We start from the raw sequence: 14,913 nt of genomic DNA, 5'->3' as shown, positions 1-14,913 counted from the left end.
GCAAGACCTTCGACAGCGCTTGCTCTTTGAACTCGACAGAATACGTTTGTTTCGTCTTCAACCTACACCTCTGATTTCTTCAAATTAAAAAAATTCAGAGGCGACAACTACTATGACACCGGGGGCCGATCGCCGCCCGCTCGATGCCGGGACGATATCGAAAATGATTCGGTGATCTTCAGTCCGTCGTCAAACTTTGCAATTCATGCTGCTTGCTGACAGGTCATCAACAGTCAACATCCGAAGATCGCATCACAAACGGAGCCACGCTGTGCCGGCCGCCACCTCGATGCCTTCCGGTGCTCCCAGAAGATCAGCTAGATGTTGCGCATCGAGGGACCGCGCGAACAAGTAGCCTTGGGCCGTGTCGCACGACCATTCCCGCAGGAGCGTCGCCTGCTCCTCGGTCTCCCCCTTGGCCGTCACGGTTAGTCCCAGCGAGGCGGACATCGATATAATGGCTCGGACAATAGACCAGATCCGGATGCTCGAACTGGCGCGGCGACAGATTGACGCTGACCTGCAGGGGCGGCTCGGATGGGAATTGCTTTTGCCAGACCGCTACCTGACGGCACGACTCATCGAGTATCCACTGCCCTAGTACCACTGTGTTACAAAATAAGGCATGATTCGCTTATCTTCAAGCACATTGTGAGGAGAGCGATGGAAACTACTTCGAAGAGATTCGAGGAGTATGTGTCCCTGATGGCTCAGTCGCTTGGGCACGCTGATCGTGTCGAGCCTTTTCGTGGCTACTGTACGGGCTTGATGTTGCCGGTCAAGCGCAAGAGCGTTGAGCCCATGGCTGCTCATCTGTCACCGGACCGGGTGCGCTCGGAACACCAGCGCCTGCATCACTTTGTAGCCGATGCACCGTGGTCTGATCAGGCGGTGCTTGATACGGTGCGCGGTTACGTACTTGAGCGAGTAAGCCGGCGAGCGGGTTCGCCTGAGGCGCTGATTATTGACGATACCGGCTTTCCGAAGAAGGGTAAGCACTCGGTCGGGGTCGCTCGGCAATATTGTGGCCAGCTCGGGAAACAGGACAATTGCCAGGTCGCAGTCAGCGTCTCGCTCGCAAATGAACGCTTCAGTCTGCCGGTGCGCTATCAGCTGTATTTGCCGCAAAGCTGGGCCGATGACGCAGACCGTCGTAAGGCTGCCAAAGTGCCCGAGGCGTTTGAGTTCGTCACCAAGCCGATGCTCGCGCTGCAACTGCTCGAAAATCTCGCCGAGGTGCAATCGTTGCCCGAACTGGTTATCGCCGACGCCGGTTACGGGGCAGGCACCGAGTTCCGCGAGCAGCTCACAGCGATGGGCTTCACGTATGTGGTCGGGGTGACAGGCGCGGTCAGCCTGCAGATGCAAGCTCAAGCGCCATTGCAGGCGAAAGAGTTGGCCATGCAGCTACCGTCGCGGCGCTTTCGCACGCTCACATGGCGTGAAGGCACCAACGCCGCCCTGTCGTCGCGCTTTGCGGCAATACGGGTGCACTGCACCTCCCGCGCAGCCCAGCCAGCTGACACCCTCGAGGAGCAATGGCTGCTCGTCGAGTGGCCCAGGGAAGAAGTCGAGCCGACCAGGTACTTCCTCAGTACGTTGCCGGCTGATACACCAATCAAGGAGCTCGTGGGACTCGCAAAACTGCGCTGGCGCATTGAGCGTGATTACCAGGAGCTCAAGCAGGAACTTGGCCTGGGGCATTTCGAGGGACGCAGTTGGCGCGGCTTTCATCACCACGCGACGCTGTGCATAGCGGCATACAGCTTTCTCGTCACCGAGCGCCTGGTGGCGCAAAAAAAAACTCCAGCTCATCGGTTACCCGGCAAAGTGTCTTCCTTACCCGAAGGCTTCCGGCCCCGGGGCGCCCCTGCGTAAGCAACGCCATGTGCCGGACTCCATTACAACGCTGCGACTGGAACTTGCTGCCGCGCTGCTTGCCCGTCTCGAGCGGTGCCCGTGCTGCGGCCGGAAAATCGAATAATTTGTTAACACAGTGGAACTAGTGGAATGATGAGGCCTGTTTCTTCCGCAATGGGGCTGAAGTCGGCAGGTGCAACCACTCCGAAAGTCGGATGTTGCCAACGCTCCAGCGCCTCGACCTCTTTGAAGCTCCTGGACGCCAACTGTACGATCGGTTGAAAGTACATGTGCATTTGCTCCCGGGCGATCTCATCGCGGAGAGCGCTTTCAAGTTCCAGCCGGAGGACGGCATTGGTCGCATGTCTGAGTCAAATACGGCATAGTGGGCCTTTCCGCCCGATTTGGCCCGATACATCGCGATAACTGCGTCTAATAACAACGCGTCCCCATCGGGCATTTTGTCCGTCGCGTCGGCAAACGCAATACCAACGCTGACAGAGATGACATACTCCTTTCCCGCCAATGAAAACGACTGCTCGAACAGTTTGAGTATTCTTTGAGCCATCACGGTCGCCTCGGCGGCCGCATCGCTGGTGAGGTGATCTAACAGGATGACGAACTCGTCGCCGCCCTGGCGCGCAACCGTGTCCGCAGGTCGAACGCATCCGTTGAGACGGTTCGCCGTCGCAACCAGCAGCGAGTCACCCTACTGATGGCCGAGACTGTCATTGACCCGTTTGAAATTGTCCAGGTCGATAAAGAGCAATCCGATTGTGCCTGCGTGTCGACTCGCGCGTGATATCGCTAACTTGCAGACCAGTAGACGTTTAATTTCACGTCCGCGGCATTGATCAACTGGGAAATGGCATTCCTTTGGAGTGTAGCGGTCGCCGCGTTCAGCACGTCGCGCTTGGCAGGGCCGGCAATCAGCAAAAACAGATGGGCTACCTGTTTCAGTGCGGATAACGACATGCTCACCCGGGCATGCTGCGCGCTGCCCGGGTGCACAGCAATGAAGCGTGCGGTCGTGGTGATCGCGTCGTCCCATTCTGGCGAATCCGCGAAGATCGATGCGGTGTGGCCGTCTTCGCCCATGCCCAGGACCGCGACGTCCGGCACCACGCGAGCGGCGTCGGTATTTAGCGCGGCGACATGCGCGTCGAGCGATTCGCTGGTATCGACTAGCGGCCAGAACGCAGCGGCTTGCGCGGCATTCTGCAACAGCGTCTCGTGCGCAAAACGCGAATTGCTGTCGCTATCCGTTTCGGGAACCCAGCGGTCGTCGACCAGCGTCACGTCAATGCGCGCCCAGTCGAACGGTTGAGTGGACAATGTTTGCAGAAATGGACGCGGACTACTGCCGCCAGACACCGCAAGCGTGACGTGGCCCGGACCATTTGCGGCCGAAGCTGCCCGAGCGGCGAGGGACGTCTGTAAAGCGTCGCCTACCGCCTTCGCCAAGGCGTCGGATTGGGACTGTTGGTCGTCGAACTCATAAAACGTAATCATTGCTTCTCCTAGTGGTTCTCTTCCAGGTAAATCGCTGCTGCCCCGCAGGACATCGCAATGATGACCGCGCTAGCAGATGCGCGGCAGCTGTTCGCCGACCAGCATGTCTACAATTCGCTGACCGCCGAACTCCGTTTGCAGGATCACAATCCCTGCGGGCTGCGCGACCACCTCGCCGATGATGGCCGCGTGTGTTCCAGCCGGATGGCGGCGCATTGCTGCAAGTAGCCGCTGTGCGCAGCGCGCGGGTACGAGCGCAATCAGTTTGCCCTCGTTGGCCAGATAGAGCGGATCGAGCCCGAGAAGTTCACATGCGCCCCTGACCTCTTCCCGTACCGGTATCGCGGTCTCCTGTATATGGATCGCAACGTCCGACGAAGTCGCGAATTCGTTCAACACAGTCGCCATACCGCCGCGCGTCGCGTCCCGCATGCAATGAATGTCGTCGCACGCGCCGAGCATCGTCGCTACCAGCGAGCCCAGCGGCCCGCAGTCGCTGGCAACGTCGGCCTGCAAGGCGAGTTGCTGCCTTGCAATCAGGATCGCCACGCCGTGGTCCCCAAGAAAGCCGTTCACGATTACGGCGTCCCCCACCTGGGCGCGGCGGGCGGAAATATTCACTCCCGCCGGTACGATGCCGATCCCGGCCGTGTTGATGAACAGCTTGTCCGCGCTGCCACGCTCGACCACCTTGGTGTCGCCGGTCACAATCGATACGCCCGCCTCGATCGCCACCCGCTGCATACTGGCCGCGACGCGACGCAGTGTATCGACAGCAAACCCCTCTTCTATCACCATCCCACATGAAAGGAAGAGCGGCTTTGCACCCGACATCGCGAGATCATTGACGGTGCCCGATACCGCCAGCGCGCCGATGTCGCCCCCGGGAAAGAACAGCGGATCGACGACATAACTATCGGTGGTAAATGCAAGGCGGTCGCCGTGTCGCGCAAGTTCGGCAAGCGGAAACACCGCCTGGTCCTCCAGCGCCGCGAGTGCAGGATTGTCGAATGTAGCGACGAATACGTCTTCGATCAGATCGCGCATCGCCCGGCCGCCACCACCGTGCCCGAGATTGATCGTCACGTCCCGCAGTTTGTTGATCCTGTCATTCATGCTTGCACTCGCAGCGCCGCCGGAGCGGATCCAGTCCGAACAACGGCGCGTCCGGTCAGCGCCGAGGTATCGATGCGTGCGTAGCGATAGTGCGCCGCGCACGCGCCTTCGCTCGAAACCATCAAGGCGCCAAGTGGCCGGTCTGGTGTACACGCAGTGCCAAACACCTTGCACTGATGCGGTTTAATGAGACCTTTCAGGACCTCTCCGCACTGGCACGCCTGCGGATCGGAAAACTGCAGGTTGGCTACAGGAAACTTACGCTCGGCGTCGAACGCGGCAAACGTATCGCGAATCCGCACACCGGAGTGTTCAATCGATCCAAGCCCGCGCCATTCAAAGAACTCGCGCGGCTCGAATACTTGCTGGATCGCCGACAGCGCCTGCGCATTGCCATCCTCGGGCACGATGCGGGCATACTGGTTTTCCACTTCGCAGCGGCCCTCTGCAATCTGGCGCAACACCATGAAAACCGAATGCAACACATCGAGCGGCTCGAATCCGGCGACGGTAATCGGTCGCCGGTACTGCTCCGCAATGAAGCGATACACACGGGTTCCGATCACCATGCTGACGTGTCCCGGGCCGAGAAATCCGTCGAGGCGCAGGTCCGGCGAATCGAGAATAGCCTTGAGCGTTGGAATGATGGTGATGTGGTTGCAAAACAGCGAAAAATTTTCGATATGCCCCGCATGCGCCTGAAGCACCGTCATTGCCGTGCTCGGCATCGTGGTTTCAAAGCCGAGCCCAAAGAAGATCACTTCGCGATGCGGGTTCGCACGCGCAATCTCCAGCGCGTCGAGTGGAGAATAAACCATCCGCACGTCAGCGCCGTCGGCCTTGGCCTTAAGCAAACTCGTGCGGGAGCCTGGTACGCGCATGGCGTCGCCGAAGGTCGTGAAGATCACTTCGGGCCGCTCAGCGAGCGCCACACAGTCATCGACGCGTCCCATCGGCAGCACGCAGACGGGGCAACCGGGACCATGCACGAACTCGACCTCCGGCGGCAGCATCTGGTGAATCCCGTAGCGAAAAATAGAATGCGTGTGACCACCGCACACCTCCATGATCTGCAACGACCGCTCCAGACCACCGCGTGTGCGGTCGATCCGTTCGACTAGCCGATGAATCTCGAGCGTCAGTGCACGGGCTCTGTCCGGATCGCGGAATTCGTCGACGTATTTCATGGTGTGCTTCCTGTCGCGCTGAAAGTATCTGTCGCGCTCCGCAGATCGTCCAACTCGTCCAATTCTCCCGCCTCATCCATTTCACCGAGTTCGCGCAGCAACGCGAGTGTGTGCATCGCCTCTGCCTCGTCGAGACGGCTCATGGCGAAACCGACATGGACAAGGACCCAGTCACCGACACACGCAGCCGGCGGCAGCTCTTCGTCGACAATGAACGCGATGTTGATCAACCGCCGTACCCCACTCACCTCAACCAGCGCCAGGTTATTGACCGCATCGTGGATGGCGATGATCTGTCCGGGAATGCCTAGGCACATGACGGGTTCCTTTGCTCTATGCCTGCAACCGCACGCGCGGCGGCAATCGCGGCTTGCCCCAGCCCAATGCCGCCATCATTCGCGGGCACCATGCGATGAGCCAGCACCACCACGCCGCATGCGGCAAGCCGTTGCGAAAGCTGTTCGAAAAGCACTGCGTTTTGCATGACGCCCCCGGACAGCGCGACCGTGCGCACTGAAAGCTCCGATCCACGCGGCCTCGACTCAAGCGCACGCTCGACCATCTGCACGATCGCGATCGCGAACCCCTTATGAAAGCGCGCGGCGATCACCGGCGCCGGCGTAGCGCGCATCAGGTCGTCGAGCAGCGCAATCCACATCGGCTTCGCGTCGATCAGAAGCGGGTCTCCGGCGTCCGACGCTTCCCCGATGCGGAACCGATAAGCCAGTGCATCATCTTCGTCGTGCAGCGTCCGCCGGTCGATCAGCGCCTCGAATTCGATTGCGGCCTGCCCTTCGTACTGCGCCCGCTCGCGGCATACGCCGCTTGCGGCGGCGACCGCGTCGAACAGACGCCCAGCCGAACTCGCGACCGGACTGTTCACTCCGCGTTCGATCATCTGTTCAAGCAGCGCTAGCGGCCTGCCGGCAAGAAAGCGAACGAGCTCGAGCCTGGCGTATCGCTGCGAGACCCATGCCCACCCCAGGCTGGCGCGCAAATGGGCGTAGGTATTGCGCCACGGTTCGAGGACTGCGCGCGCGCCGCCCGGCAACGCCACCGGCATCAAGCTGGCCACGCGCGCGCAGTCGACATATCCACCCAGCAGGAATTCACCGCCCCAGAGGCCATGCCCAACGCCCATACCAAGGCCGTCGAGGACGACGCCGAGAACATTCGAAGCGAGGCCGATATCGTTTTCCGCGAGACATGCAGCGAAATGCGCGTGATGGTGCTGGATCCCGGCAAGCGGCAGACTCCGTTGCCGCGCGATGTCTATCCCGAGTTTGCGCGACAGATACTCGGGGTGCAGATCGACCGCGACAATGCGCGCGTCGCGTCCGAACAGCTTTTCATATCGCTCGAGCGACGCCTTGTAATCGCGATAGGTCTCGCCGTTTTCAAGCTCGCCGATGTGATGCGAGAGGATCGCTTCGCCTTCGCGCAGAAGGCAGAATGCGTTTTTCTGTTGCGCGCCCATCGCAAGCACCGGTGGCGCGGCGGCGAAATCATGCGGCAGTCGCAGCGGCGCAGGCGCGTAGCCACGCGAGCGGCGCAGCAGGCGCGGCACGCCGTGCAGCACTCTCGCCACTGAATCGTCAATGCGTGAGGCAACGTCGCGATCGTGCATCAGAAATGCATCGGCGATACTCGCGAGCCGGACGCGAGCATCGTCGTTCGCGGTGCATTGCGGTTCGTCCGCGACGTTGCCGCTAGTGAGCACAAGTGGGACGTCGAGCGCACGCATGATCAGATGATGCAACGGTGTCGATGGCAGCATGAAGCCTAACGTCGCGGTGCCCGGCGCCACGCCGGAAAGCTCGCCGCCCGTTAGCTGCCCGATCGCCGGCATGATGACGATAGGCCCCGCGGCGCTCTGCAGCAGCGCCGCGTCTGCATTGCTCACGACGCAATACCGTTCGATCATCGTCATGTTTCGCGCCAGCAACGCGAACGGTTTGCGCGCACGGCGCTTCAGCACGCGCAATTTCGTCACCGTCGCCTGCGCAGTCGCCATGCACGCAAGCTGAAAACCACCCAGCCCCTTGATCGCCACGATGCCGCCGAGCCGGAGATAACGACACGCGGTCTCAAGCGGATCGCCTCGTTCCCCCGAGCCATCGGCCCGCTCGATCCATACCCGTGGCCCGCACACCGGACAGGCCATCGCTTGCGCATGAAAGCGCCGGTCTGCGGGATCGTCATATTCCCGGCGACAGGCGGCGCACAGCGGGAATGCAGCCATCGTCGTAGCGCAACGATCGTAGGGGATCGCGCCGACAATCGACAGGCGCGGTCCGCAATGCGTGCAGTTTGTGAACGGATAGCGATAGCGGCGACCCGATGGATCAAGCGTCTCGTCAAGACAGGCCCGGCAAGTCACCGCGTCGGGAGCCACGCCCGTATGGGCAAGACCACCACCGCTCGCAACGATCCTGAATACGCCGGGCGATGGCGACGTATCGGAAACCGCACGCCGCTCCACCGAGTCAATCCGCCCAAGCGGCGGACAGCGGCCATGCAAGCCCGCGACGAAGCGGTCAAGCACCGGCATATCCGCCCACGCATGAATCAGCACGCCTTCGGTGTCGTTGCAGACCGTGCCGCTCACGCCGCAATCGTGCGCGAGACGCCAGACAGCGGGCCGGAAGCCAACGCCCTGCACGAGGCCGCGCACACGAATCGCCTCGCCGCCCCGCTGGCTTACCAGCGGGTCGTCATCGCGAACGGCGTGCAGGCAGAGAGGCATTTCCATCACATGACCTGTTGCAGCCCAGTGCGCCGCTGGAAGGACTGCTTCCGGGGTCGGAGATGCTCATCGGCGCGTGGCGGCAGCAACCAGTTCAGCCAGTCGTCCATGCCGTCGCCGCGCGTAGCCGAGACGCGAATCACATCGATGGTGGGATTGACCTGCCGCGCATACTCGATGCATCGGGTCACATCGAAGCTAACGTAGGGCAACAGATCGATCTTGTTGATGACCATCAGCGTCGCGGCGGCGAACATGTCCGGATACTTGAGCGGCTTGTCGTCGCCTTCGGTCACCGACAGAACCACGACCTTGGCAGCCTCGCCCAGATCCCATAGCGCGGGGCAGACCAGATTGCCGACGTTTTCGATGAACAGCATCGCTCCGGCGTGACGCACGTGATGCGCGGCGGCGTGAAGATCGAGGTGCGCAAAGGCTTCACCTACCATTTGCGCATCCAGATGACATCCGCGTCCGGTGTTGACCTGAATGGCCGGCGCGCCGGTGGCGCGAATCCGCTCGGCATCGACGCTGGTCTGCTGGTCGCCCTCGATCACCGCGACGGCAAGGCGTGGCCGACGCATCTTCAGCGCTTCGATGCTGGCGCAAAGCAATGTTGTCTTGCCCGAACCCGGGCTGGACACAAGGTTCAGTGCCGTCACACCGTGCGAGGCGAAATGGGCCCGATTGCGGTTAGCGTGACGCCGGTTTTCGTCCAGCACGTCGGCTTCCATGCGAATCGCCCGCGCCTCGCTCATGCCGGGCACCGACAAGCGCGCAACGCCGGTGCCGTAATGCAGGTCGCCATTGGCAGACGTCAGTGCGACATGCGAAGCGCCGGGCGCCTCATCATCGGTATGAGTGGGTTCGGGGCCAGCCCCGCTTTCACAACCACAGACGACACACATGGACCTCTCCTGAGAAATTTCAATCGTCGAACACAAGGATGTCGACTACGCGCAGGTCGGTGCCAGCCGTGGCCTTCAGCGTGAACTGGCCGCACTGCGAGCACGCTTCGGTGTGGCTTGCTATCTCCACGCTGGCGCCGCAGTTCAGGCACGAGGCGATACCAGGAATCTCGTCGATCATGATCTCGCCGCCCGCGAGGCAAGTGCCGGGCATTATGGCGGTCAGCGCGAAACGCAAGGCCTGGGGCTCGACACCGGCGAGTGCGCCAATCTCCACACGCAGTTGGGCAACCCGCCGGAAGTGTTCGCGCACGGCGGCTGCTTCGACCATGCTCACGATGCCGCCAGCAAGGCTGAGTTCATGCATGGGCGGTCTCGGCCAAGCCGAAAGGCGCCACCGCGCGCCCTTCGATCCAGGACTGCCCCCATGCCAACGCCCGTGCCAGATGATCGAGTGCGAGGGCACCGGGGGGCGCCCCTAATTCGAAATGCATGCCGCGTATAGCCAGCAGCGTGCACGCAGGAGGTGCGGCGTGGTACAGGTCCCGATACACGTGCATCACTGCTTGCGGCGAGATCGCGTGTGTCGTAAAACTGGTGTCGCGCGATGGGCGCAGCGTGGCGACCTCGAAAGGCGTCGCGCAATTCACGCTGCCGTCCACGAACAGCACGCGCTCGCGGGAAGCCAGGTCGAGTGCGTGCTCGACCTGAAGCTGATAGTCCTCAAGGAAGTCCACGCGGCTGCCGGCCTCGGCTCCAGCCAGCACGCGCAGTTGCTGCACGAATAATGGACCGAGCGCATCGTCCCCGCGGCTCAGATTGCCCCATCCGAATACCAGCAGCGGCGCGCTCATGCTATCGCTCCCATGCCCGCCAGCGAATGGCGCATCACCTCGCCATCGTGCGACTTCGTCATGTGATCGACCGGCTCGCCACCCGGTCCCAGCAGCACGATGTCCAGCGGCATCCGTCCCAATGCATGCGTGGCGCAGGACAGGCACGGGTCGAACGCGCGGATCGCGACCTCGACGCGGTTGAGCAGCCCCTCCGTCAACGTCTTGCCATCCAGGTATTCGCGTGCCACCGAGCGCACGGCCTCGTTCATGGCCTGGTTGTTGTGCGTCGTGGAGACGATCAGGTTGCATTGCGTGACGAGATCGTCGGCATTCACGCGATAGTCGTGAATCAGCGTGCCGCGCGGCGCTTCGATGATGCCCACCCCGCCTGCGCGGCGCTCGCCGCTCGCCATCAACTCCCCCTGAAGGATATCGGGGTCGTCGAGCAGATCCTTGATGACCTCCACCGCGTGCAAGACCTCGATCATGCGCGCCCAGTGGTACGCGAGCGTCGCATGGACCAGCGAGCCTTTGCCCCAGTCGACGAACTCCTTGCGCTGCGCTTCGGCCAGCGGACTGGGGATGAAATCGCAGTTCTGCACGCGCGCAAGCGGCCCGACGCGATACCAGCCAGTCTCGCGTCCGAGGCTGCGCAGATGCGGAAACTTCATGTAGGTCCAGGGGCGCGTTTCTTCTTCGATCAGGCTCATATAGTCCTGGTCGCTCGCACCGTCGAAGATGATCGCACCGTCGGCGTCGCGGGCACGCAGTACGCCGTCGTAGAGATCCATTGCGCCGTCCGCGCGCACCAGCGACAGCATGTTCGAACGGAAGCTGCCGAAGCCGTCGTAGAGGGCCGGATTTTGCGCGTGCAGCTGTTTGGCGATGTCCACCGCTTCGGCCGCCCACACGATCATTTGATCCACGTCCCGATAGAGCATGTCGCGATCGGCCTGGCTGACATGCCGGTTCATGCCACCCGGCACGGAGCCCGTGCCGTGGATACGCTTCCCCGACGTGGCCCGGATCAGCTCCTGGCCGAATTTGCGCAACAGGATGCCTTTTTTGGCGATGTCGGGATGCGCCTGTGCCACCCCGACGATATTGCGCAAGTCGACCTCCGAATCGAAGCCGAACAGAAGATCGGGCGAAGCCAGGTAGAAGAAGTGCAGCGCATGCGACTGCATGACCTGACCGTAGTGCATCAGCCGGCGGATTTTCTCCGCGCTGCGCGTGACCGGCCGTGCGCCCACCACCTGATCCATCGCCTTGGACGCCGCCAGTTGGTGCGACACCGGACAGATGCCGCACAGCCGCTGCACCATCACCGGGACCTCCCAGTACGGCCGCCCTTCGATGAACTTCTCGAAGCCGCGGAACTCGACGATATGCAGGCGCACCTGCTGCACGCGCTGCTGCTCGTCCAGCAGGATCGTCACCTTGCCGTGACCTTCGACGCGCGATACCGGGTCGATAGCCACACGCCGCAATCCTTTCGGATTGGCGGCCGTTTCGAGGTCGAAGCTCATGGTGCAGTGCTCTCCCGTTGTCAGTCGTAGTGCATCAGGGCGTGGCCGAGATGCGGCGTGCGTCCGGCCATCAGGTCGTTCAGGAAACTCCAGAACGCATCCGCCGACGGCGGGCAACCTGGCAAAAAGTAGTCGACATGAACCACTGCGTGAATCGGGCGCACCTGCTGGAGCAGGACCGGCAATTCCGGATCGTTGGGAATCGCGCTGCCTTCGCGAAGGCCGGCGCGATCGCGGTAGACCTCGTTGAGCACGTCCGCCAGCGCGAACCGGTTGCGCTCCGCCGGCAGGCCGCCGTTGATCGCACAGGCGCCCATGGCCACCAGCGTCTTGCAGTGCGCGCGAAAAGCACGCAGCACCTCCACGTTCTCGGAATTGCAGACACCACCTTCGATCAGACCGATGTCGCACACCCCGACTTCCTTGATGTCGGTGAGCGGCGAGCGGTCGAACTCGATGTGTTGCACCAGTTCCAGCAGCCGCTCGTCGATATCGAGGAACGATGTATGGCAGCCGAAGCAACCGGCGAGCGAGACCGTCGCCACCTTCAGCTTGCGAGGCCGGTGGGCTGCATCGACGTCCAGTGCCGCGCCCATCTCCGCGCTCGTGGCCGTACTCATGACGCCTCCTGCGTGTCGGGATCGGCAGCCGTCTGCGGGTCGTAGCGGCGCTCGCCGATCGGAATCACGAAGCCCCGCCGCTTGGGCAGAATCGCGCCAACCGGGCAAATGGTCGCGGCCCGGTCGGTGAGATCCATATCGGTATCGACGAGCTTTCCGCTGACGCTGTTGACCACCAGGTGTGTGCCGATGCCGTGCCCGGCGATGGCGAAAACGTCTTTGCCGTCGATATCGTTACTCGCCCGCACGCATAGCTCGCACAGAATGCAGCGGTTGAAGTCGATCATGACGTCGGGGTGGCTCGCGTCGATCGGCCGGCGCGGATAGAACTCGTCGAACAGCACGCCCTCCATGTTCATCTCGTAGGCCGTCGCCTGCAGCAGGCAGTTGCCGCTTTTTTCGCACGAGGGGCAAAAGTGATTGCCCTCGACGAATAGCATCTGCAACAGCATCTTTCGCTCGGCGTTCAGCTCGTCGGTATTGCTTTCGACTTTTTGCCCGTCAGCGGCGTGCATCGTGCAGGCCGAACCAGGGCGGCCCTTGACCTTCACGGTGCACACACGGCACGAACCCTGCGGATGAAAGTCCGGATGCCAGCACAGGTGCGGAATATAACGGCCCGCCCGCCGCGCGGCCTGCAGGATGGTGTCGCCGGGCTCGAATGGGACGTCCTCACCGTCGAGCGAGAAAGCGTGGCTGGTACCGTTGGTACTGCCCGCGTTGACAGGTGTGCTCATGCTGCGCCCTCCCGTTGCGTGGCCGTGCCGTCATCCTGCGCGGTCACACGGCGTGCCGCCTCGATCTCGGCGACGAGATCGAATGCAGGCTCGAATTCCAGCGACTTCAGACGCCGCTCATAGGCGGGCCGGAACTTCACAATCGTGTCGTGCAACGCATTACAGGCTGAGCCGCCGAGCCCGCAATGAGTGGTGCCGTGCATCAAGCTGTCGATGTCCGACAGCAGGTCCACGTCATGACGCGAGCCCCGGCCTGCGGCGAGCTTGTCCATGCTCTTCACCACCAGCGCGGTGCCGACCCGGCATGGCGTGCAGAACCCGCAGCTTTCTTCGGCGAAGAAGCCGGCATAGTTGCGCGCCACCTCGAACATGTCGCGCGAGCGGTCGAATACCATGAAGGCCCCCGCCGAGGGCACGTCTTCGAACGCAATCCGGTGGCCAAACTCGATGGCCGAAAGGCACTTCCCAGACGGCCCGCCGACCTGTACCGCCTGGGTATCGCGCGCGCCGCAATCTTCGAGGATACGGTCCACGCTGGTGCCCAGCGGATATTCATAGATGCCCGGCCGCTCGCAGTCGCCCGAGACTGAATGCAGGCTGGTGCCGGTGGATTTCGGCGTGCCAATGGCCGCCCACCACGCGCCGCCCTGCAACGCGACGTGCGTGGCAGCGCACAGGGTCTCGACGTTATCCACCACGGTCGGCTGGTCCAGATAGCCGTGTTCCGCCGGAAACGGCGGGCGGATGCGCGGCGTGCCGCGCTTGCCCTCCAGCGATTCGATCAGCGACGACTCCTCGCCGCACACATAGGCACCGGCGCCGACGTGGATATCGATGTCGAAATCGAAACCTGCATGGCCCAGAATTGAATCCCCCAGCAAGTGCGCAACGCGGCGGCGCTGCAGCACGTCCAGTAGCGACTCGAGCAGGTAGCGGTATTCGCCGCGCAAATACAGCATCCCGCGCCGCGCGCCGATCGCCAGCGCACCGATCGTCATCCCTTCGAACACCAGGTCGGGGTGACGGGTCAGCAATACGCGGTCCTTGAACGTGCCCGGTTCGCCTTCGTCCGCGTTGCATACGATGTAATGTTCAGAGCCTTTGGCGTCGCGGCAGAGCTGCCATTTCATGGCGGTGACAAAGCCGGCGCCGCCACGCCCGCGCAGATTCGAGCGGTTCATCTCGTCGAGCAGCGCGGGAACGCCGCGTGCCAGCGCGGCCGCAATCGCGGAACCCGGTATCAGCGTCGTGCCAAGCAGGACATCGGCACGACGAACGTGATCGTCTACCCGGGACCAGTGCGCTGGCCATTGAGCTGCCGGCACGCGCGATTCAATCAGCTCTGCAAGCTGCGCGATACGCCCGGCGTCGAGCCGCGTGACCACCTGATGATGATTGATCAGCAGGGACGGCCCCTGATCGCAGAGACCCGTGCAGGAACAGAAATCGACGCTGACCCGGCCATCCTCGCGCATCTGCCCGCGCTCGACGCCAAGGCGCCGGCAGAGATCATCCAGCAAGGCCGCGTTACCCTGCATGCGGTCGGTGATGTTGTCGCTGAACAGCACGCGGTATTCGCCGGCAGGGCTCGTATGGAAAAAGCGATAGAACGTTGCGACGCCTTCCACATGTGCGAGTGTCAGGCCAAGCGCGCCGGCGATATAGCCAAGCAGATCGCGTGACAGCCACGTGTGCCGTGCTTGCGCCTCGCGAAGAATCTGGACCAGCGCATGGGGATCATGCCCCGCGCGCAACAGCAGAACGTCGACGGACCCGGATTCCAGACTGGCAGGTCCGGGGCTGGACTGAGGATCGGGTACCGCAGCCACGTTAGCTCTCCCTTGCGCGCTCGGCGCCTCTAC

Annotated in this window: 15 protein-coding genes and 1 pseudogene; 1 reads left to right on the top strand and 15 read right to left on the bottom strand. The window is 62.5% G+C overall.

Annotation, left to right across the window (positions count from 1 at the left end; translation table 11 throughout):
• Positions 1-252 precede the first annotated feature (252 nt).
• Positions 253-471 carry an EAL domain-containing protein gene (locus FQ755_RS38720; RefSeq protein WP_409937526.1) on the bottom strand — a complete coding sequence of 73 codons (219 nt, stop codon included), beginning with the start codon at positions 469-471 and terminating at the stop codon, positions 253-255.
• A 192-nt stretch (positions 472-663) separates the two neighbouring features.
• Here FQ755_RS38720 and FQ755_RS18405 point away from each other — a divergent pair, with 192 nt between their 5' ends.
• The gene (locus FQ755_RS18405; protein WP_144156260.1) at positions 664-1,878 is read left to right on the top strand and encodes an IS701 family transposase; all 1,215 of its coding nucleotides are present in this window, start codon (positions 664-666) and stop codon (positions 1,876-1,878) included.
• Between the two features lie 110 nt (positions 1,879-1,988).
• On the opposite strand, the gene FQ755_RS38715 is transcribed toward FQ755_RS18405, so the two are convergent.
• The 14 genes and pseudogenes from FQ755_RS38715 to FQ755_RS18330 form a co-directional block, all read right to left on the bottom strand.
• Positions 1,989-2,201, bottom strand: a complete 213-nt coding sequence (locus FQ755_RS38715; RefSeq protein ID WP_409937525.1) for an EAL domain-containing protein — start codon at positions 2,199-2,201, stop codon at positions 1,989-1,991.
• A gap of 47 nt (positions 2,202-2,248) precedes the next feature.
• Positions 2,249-2,629: pseudogene (locus FQ755_RS38710) on the bottom strand (diguanylate cyclase domain-containing protein); the annotation flags it as partial.
• A gap of 38 nt (positions 2,630-2,667) precedes the next feature.
• Positions 2,668-3,372, bottom strand: coding sequence for a 6-phosphogluconolactonase (pgl, locus tag FQ755_RS18385; RefSeq protein WP_144156258.1), 705 nt, complete (start codon positions 3,370-3,372; stop codon positions 2,668-2,670).
• A 69-nt stretch (positions 3,373-3,441) separates the two neighbouring features.
• Positions 3,442-4,488 carry a hydrogenase expression/formation protein HypE gene (gene hypE, locus FQ755_RS18380; RefSeq protein WP_144156257.1) on the bottom strand — a complete coding sequence of 349 codons (1,047 nt, stop codon included), beginning with the start codon at positions 4,486-4,488 and terminating at the stop codon, positions 3,442-3,444.
• Positions 4,485-5,675 (bottom strand): hydrogenase formation protein HypD, encoded by a 1,191-nt coding sequence (gene hypD / locus FQ755_RS18375; RefSeq protein WP_144156256.1) that lies wholly within the window; start codon positions 5,673-5,675, stop codon positions 4,485-4,487. Before hypD ends, hypE begins: the two co-directional genes overlap by 4 nt.
• On the bottom strand, positions 5,672-5,992 hold the full coding sequence (locus FQ755_RS18370) for a HypC/HybG/HupF family hydrogenase formation chaperone (protein ID WP_144156255.1): 321 nt from the start codon (positions 5,990-5,992) through the stop codon (positions 5,672-5,674). The genes hypD and FQ755_RS18370 overlap by 4 nt, the downstream gene beginning before the upstream one ends.
• The gene (gene hypF / locus FQ755_RS18365; RefSeq protein WP_260858684.1) at positions 5,983-8,427 is read right to left on the bottom strand and encodes a carbamoyltransferase HypF; all 2,445 of its coding nucleotides are present in this window, start codon (positions 8,425-8,427) and stop codon (positions 5,983-5,985) included. Before hypF ends, FQ755_RS18370 begins: the two co-directional genes overlap by 10 nt.
• Positions 8,427-9,329, bottom strand: a complete 903-nt coding sequence (hypB, locus tag FQ755_RS18360; protein WP_144156254.1) for a hydrogenase nickel incorporation protein HypB — start codon at positions 9,327-9,329, stop codon at positions 8,427-8,429. Before hypB ends, hypF begins: the two co-directional genes overlap by 1 nt.
• A 19-nt stretch (positions 9,330-9,348) precedes the next feature.
• The gene (locus FQ755_RS18355; RefSeq protein ID WP_144156253.1) at positions 9,349-9,696 is read right to left on the bottom strand and encodes a hydrogenase maturation nickel metallochaperone HypA; all 348 of its coding nucleotides are present in this window, start codon (positions 9,694-9,696) and stop codon (positions 9,349-9,351) included.
• Positions 9,689-10,183, bottom strand: coding sequence for a hydrogenase maturation protease (locus tag FQ755_RS18350; protein ID WP_144156252.1), 495 nt, complete (start codon positions 10,181-10,183; stop codon positions 9,689-9,691). Before FQ755_RS18350 ends, FQ755_RS18355 begins: the two co-directional genes overlap by 8 nt.
• Positions 10,180-11,694 (bottom strand): Ni/Fe hydrogenase subunit alpha, encoded by a 1,515-nt coding sequence (locus FQ755_RS18345; RefSeq protein WP_144156251.1) that lies wholly within the window; start codon positions 11,692-11,694, stop codon positions 10,180-10,182. The genes FQ755_RS18350 and FQ755_RS18345 overlap by 4 nt, the downstream gene beginning before the upstream one ends.
• Before the next feature lie 20 nt (positions 11,695-11,714).
• On the bottom strand, positions 11,715-12,314 hold the full coding sequence (locus FQ755_RS18340) for an NADP oxidoreductase (protein WP_222105754.1): 600 nt from the start codon (positions 12,312-12,314) through the stop codon (positions 11,715-11,717).
• Positions 12,311-13,051, bottom strand: coding sequence for a 2Fe-2S iron-sulfur cluster-binding protein (locus FQ755_RS18335; RefSeq protein ID WP_144156250.1), 741 nt, complete (start codon positions 13,049-13,051; stop codon positions 12,311-12,313). Before FQ755_RS18335 ends, FQ755_RS18340 begins: the two co-directional genes overlap by 4 nt.
• Entirely contained in the window at positions 13,048-14,880 is a 1,833-nt protein-coding gene (locus tag FQ755_RS18330; protein ID WP_144156249.1) for an NAD(P)H-dependent oxidoreductase subunit E, read from the bottom strand. Before FQ755_RS18330 ends, FQ755_RS18335 begins: the two co-directional genes overlap by 4 nt.
• Positions 14,881-14,913 lie beyond the last annotated feature (33 nt).

Origin of the sequence: Paraburkholderia sp. BCC1885 (assembly GCF_900996235.1) — a bacterium.
GTDB lineage: Bacteria > Pseudomonadota > Gammaproteobacteria > Burkholderiales > Burkholderiaceae > Paraburkholderia.
The sequence above is the reverse complement of the archived record's forward strand: the minus strand, read 5'-3'. Positions and strand labels throughout refer to the sequence as shown.

Bases quoted from the DNA above. Each gene is read 5' to 3' on its own strand.
- FQ755_RS18405 (WP_144156260.1), top strand. From the start codon at position 664: ATGGAAACTACTTCGAAGAGATTCGAGGAGTATGTGTCCCTGATGGCT.
- hypB (WP_144156254.1), bottom strand. From the start codon at position 9,329: ATGTGTGTCGTCTGTGGTTGTGAAAGCGGGGCTGGCCCCGAACCCACT.
- FQ755_RS18350 (WP_144156252.1), bottom strand. From the start codon at position 10,183: ATGAGCGCGCCGCTGCTGGTATTCGGATGGGGCAATCTGAGCCGCGGG.
- pgl (WP_144156258.1), bottom strand. From the start codon at position 3,372: ATGATTACGTTTTATGAGTTCGACGACCAACAGTCCCAATCCGACGCC.
- FQ755_RS18335 (WP_144156250.1), bottom strand. From the start codon at position 13,051: ATGAGCACACCTGTCAACGCGGGCAGTACCAACGGTACCAGCCACGCT.
- hypF (WP_260858684.1), bottom strand. From the start codon at position 8,427: ATGGAAATGCCTCTCTGCCTGCACGCCGTTCGCGATGACGACCCGCTG.
- FQ755_RS18355 (WP_144156253.1), bottom strand. From the start codon at position 9,696: ATGCATGAACTCAGCCTTGCTGGCGGCATCGTGAGCATGGTCGAAGCA.
- hypE (WP_144156257.1), bottom strand. From the start codon at position 4,488: ATGAATGACAGGATCAACAAACTGCGGGACGTGACGATCAATCTCGGG.
- FQ755_RS18345 (WP_144156251.1), bottom strand. From the start codon at position 11,694: ATGAGCTTCGACCTCGAAACGGCCGCCAATCCGAAAGGATTGCGGCGT.
- FQ755_RS18370 (WP_144156255.1), bottom strand. From the start codon at position 5,992: ATGTGCCTAGGCATTCCCGGACAGATCATCGCCATCCACGATGCGGTC.
- hypD (WP_144156256.1), bottom strand. From the start codon at position 5,675: ATGAAATACGTCGACGAATTCCGCGATCCGGACAGAGCCCGTGCACTG.
- FQ755_RS18340 (WP_222105754.1), bottom strand. From the start codon at position 12,314: ATGAGTACGGCCACGAGCGCGGAGATGGGCGCGGCACTGGACGTCGAT.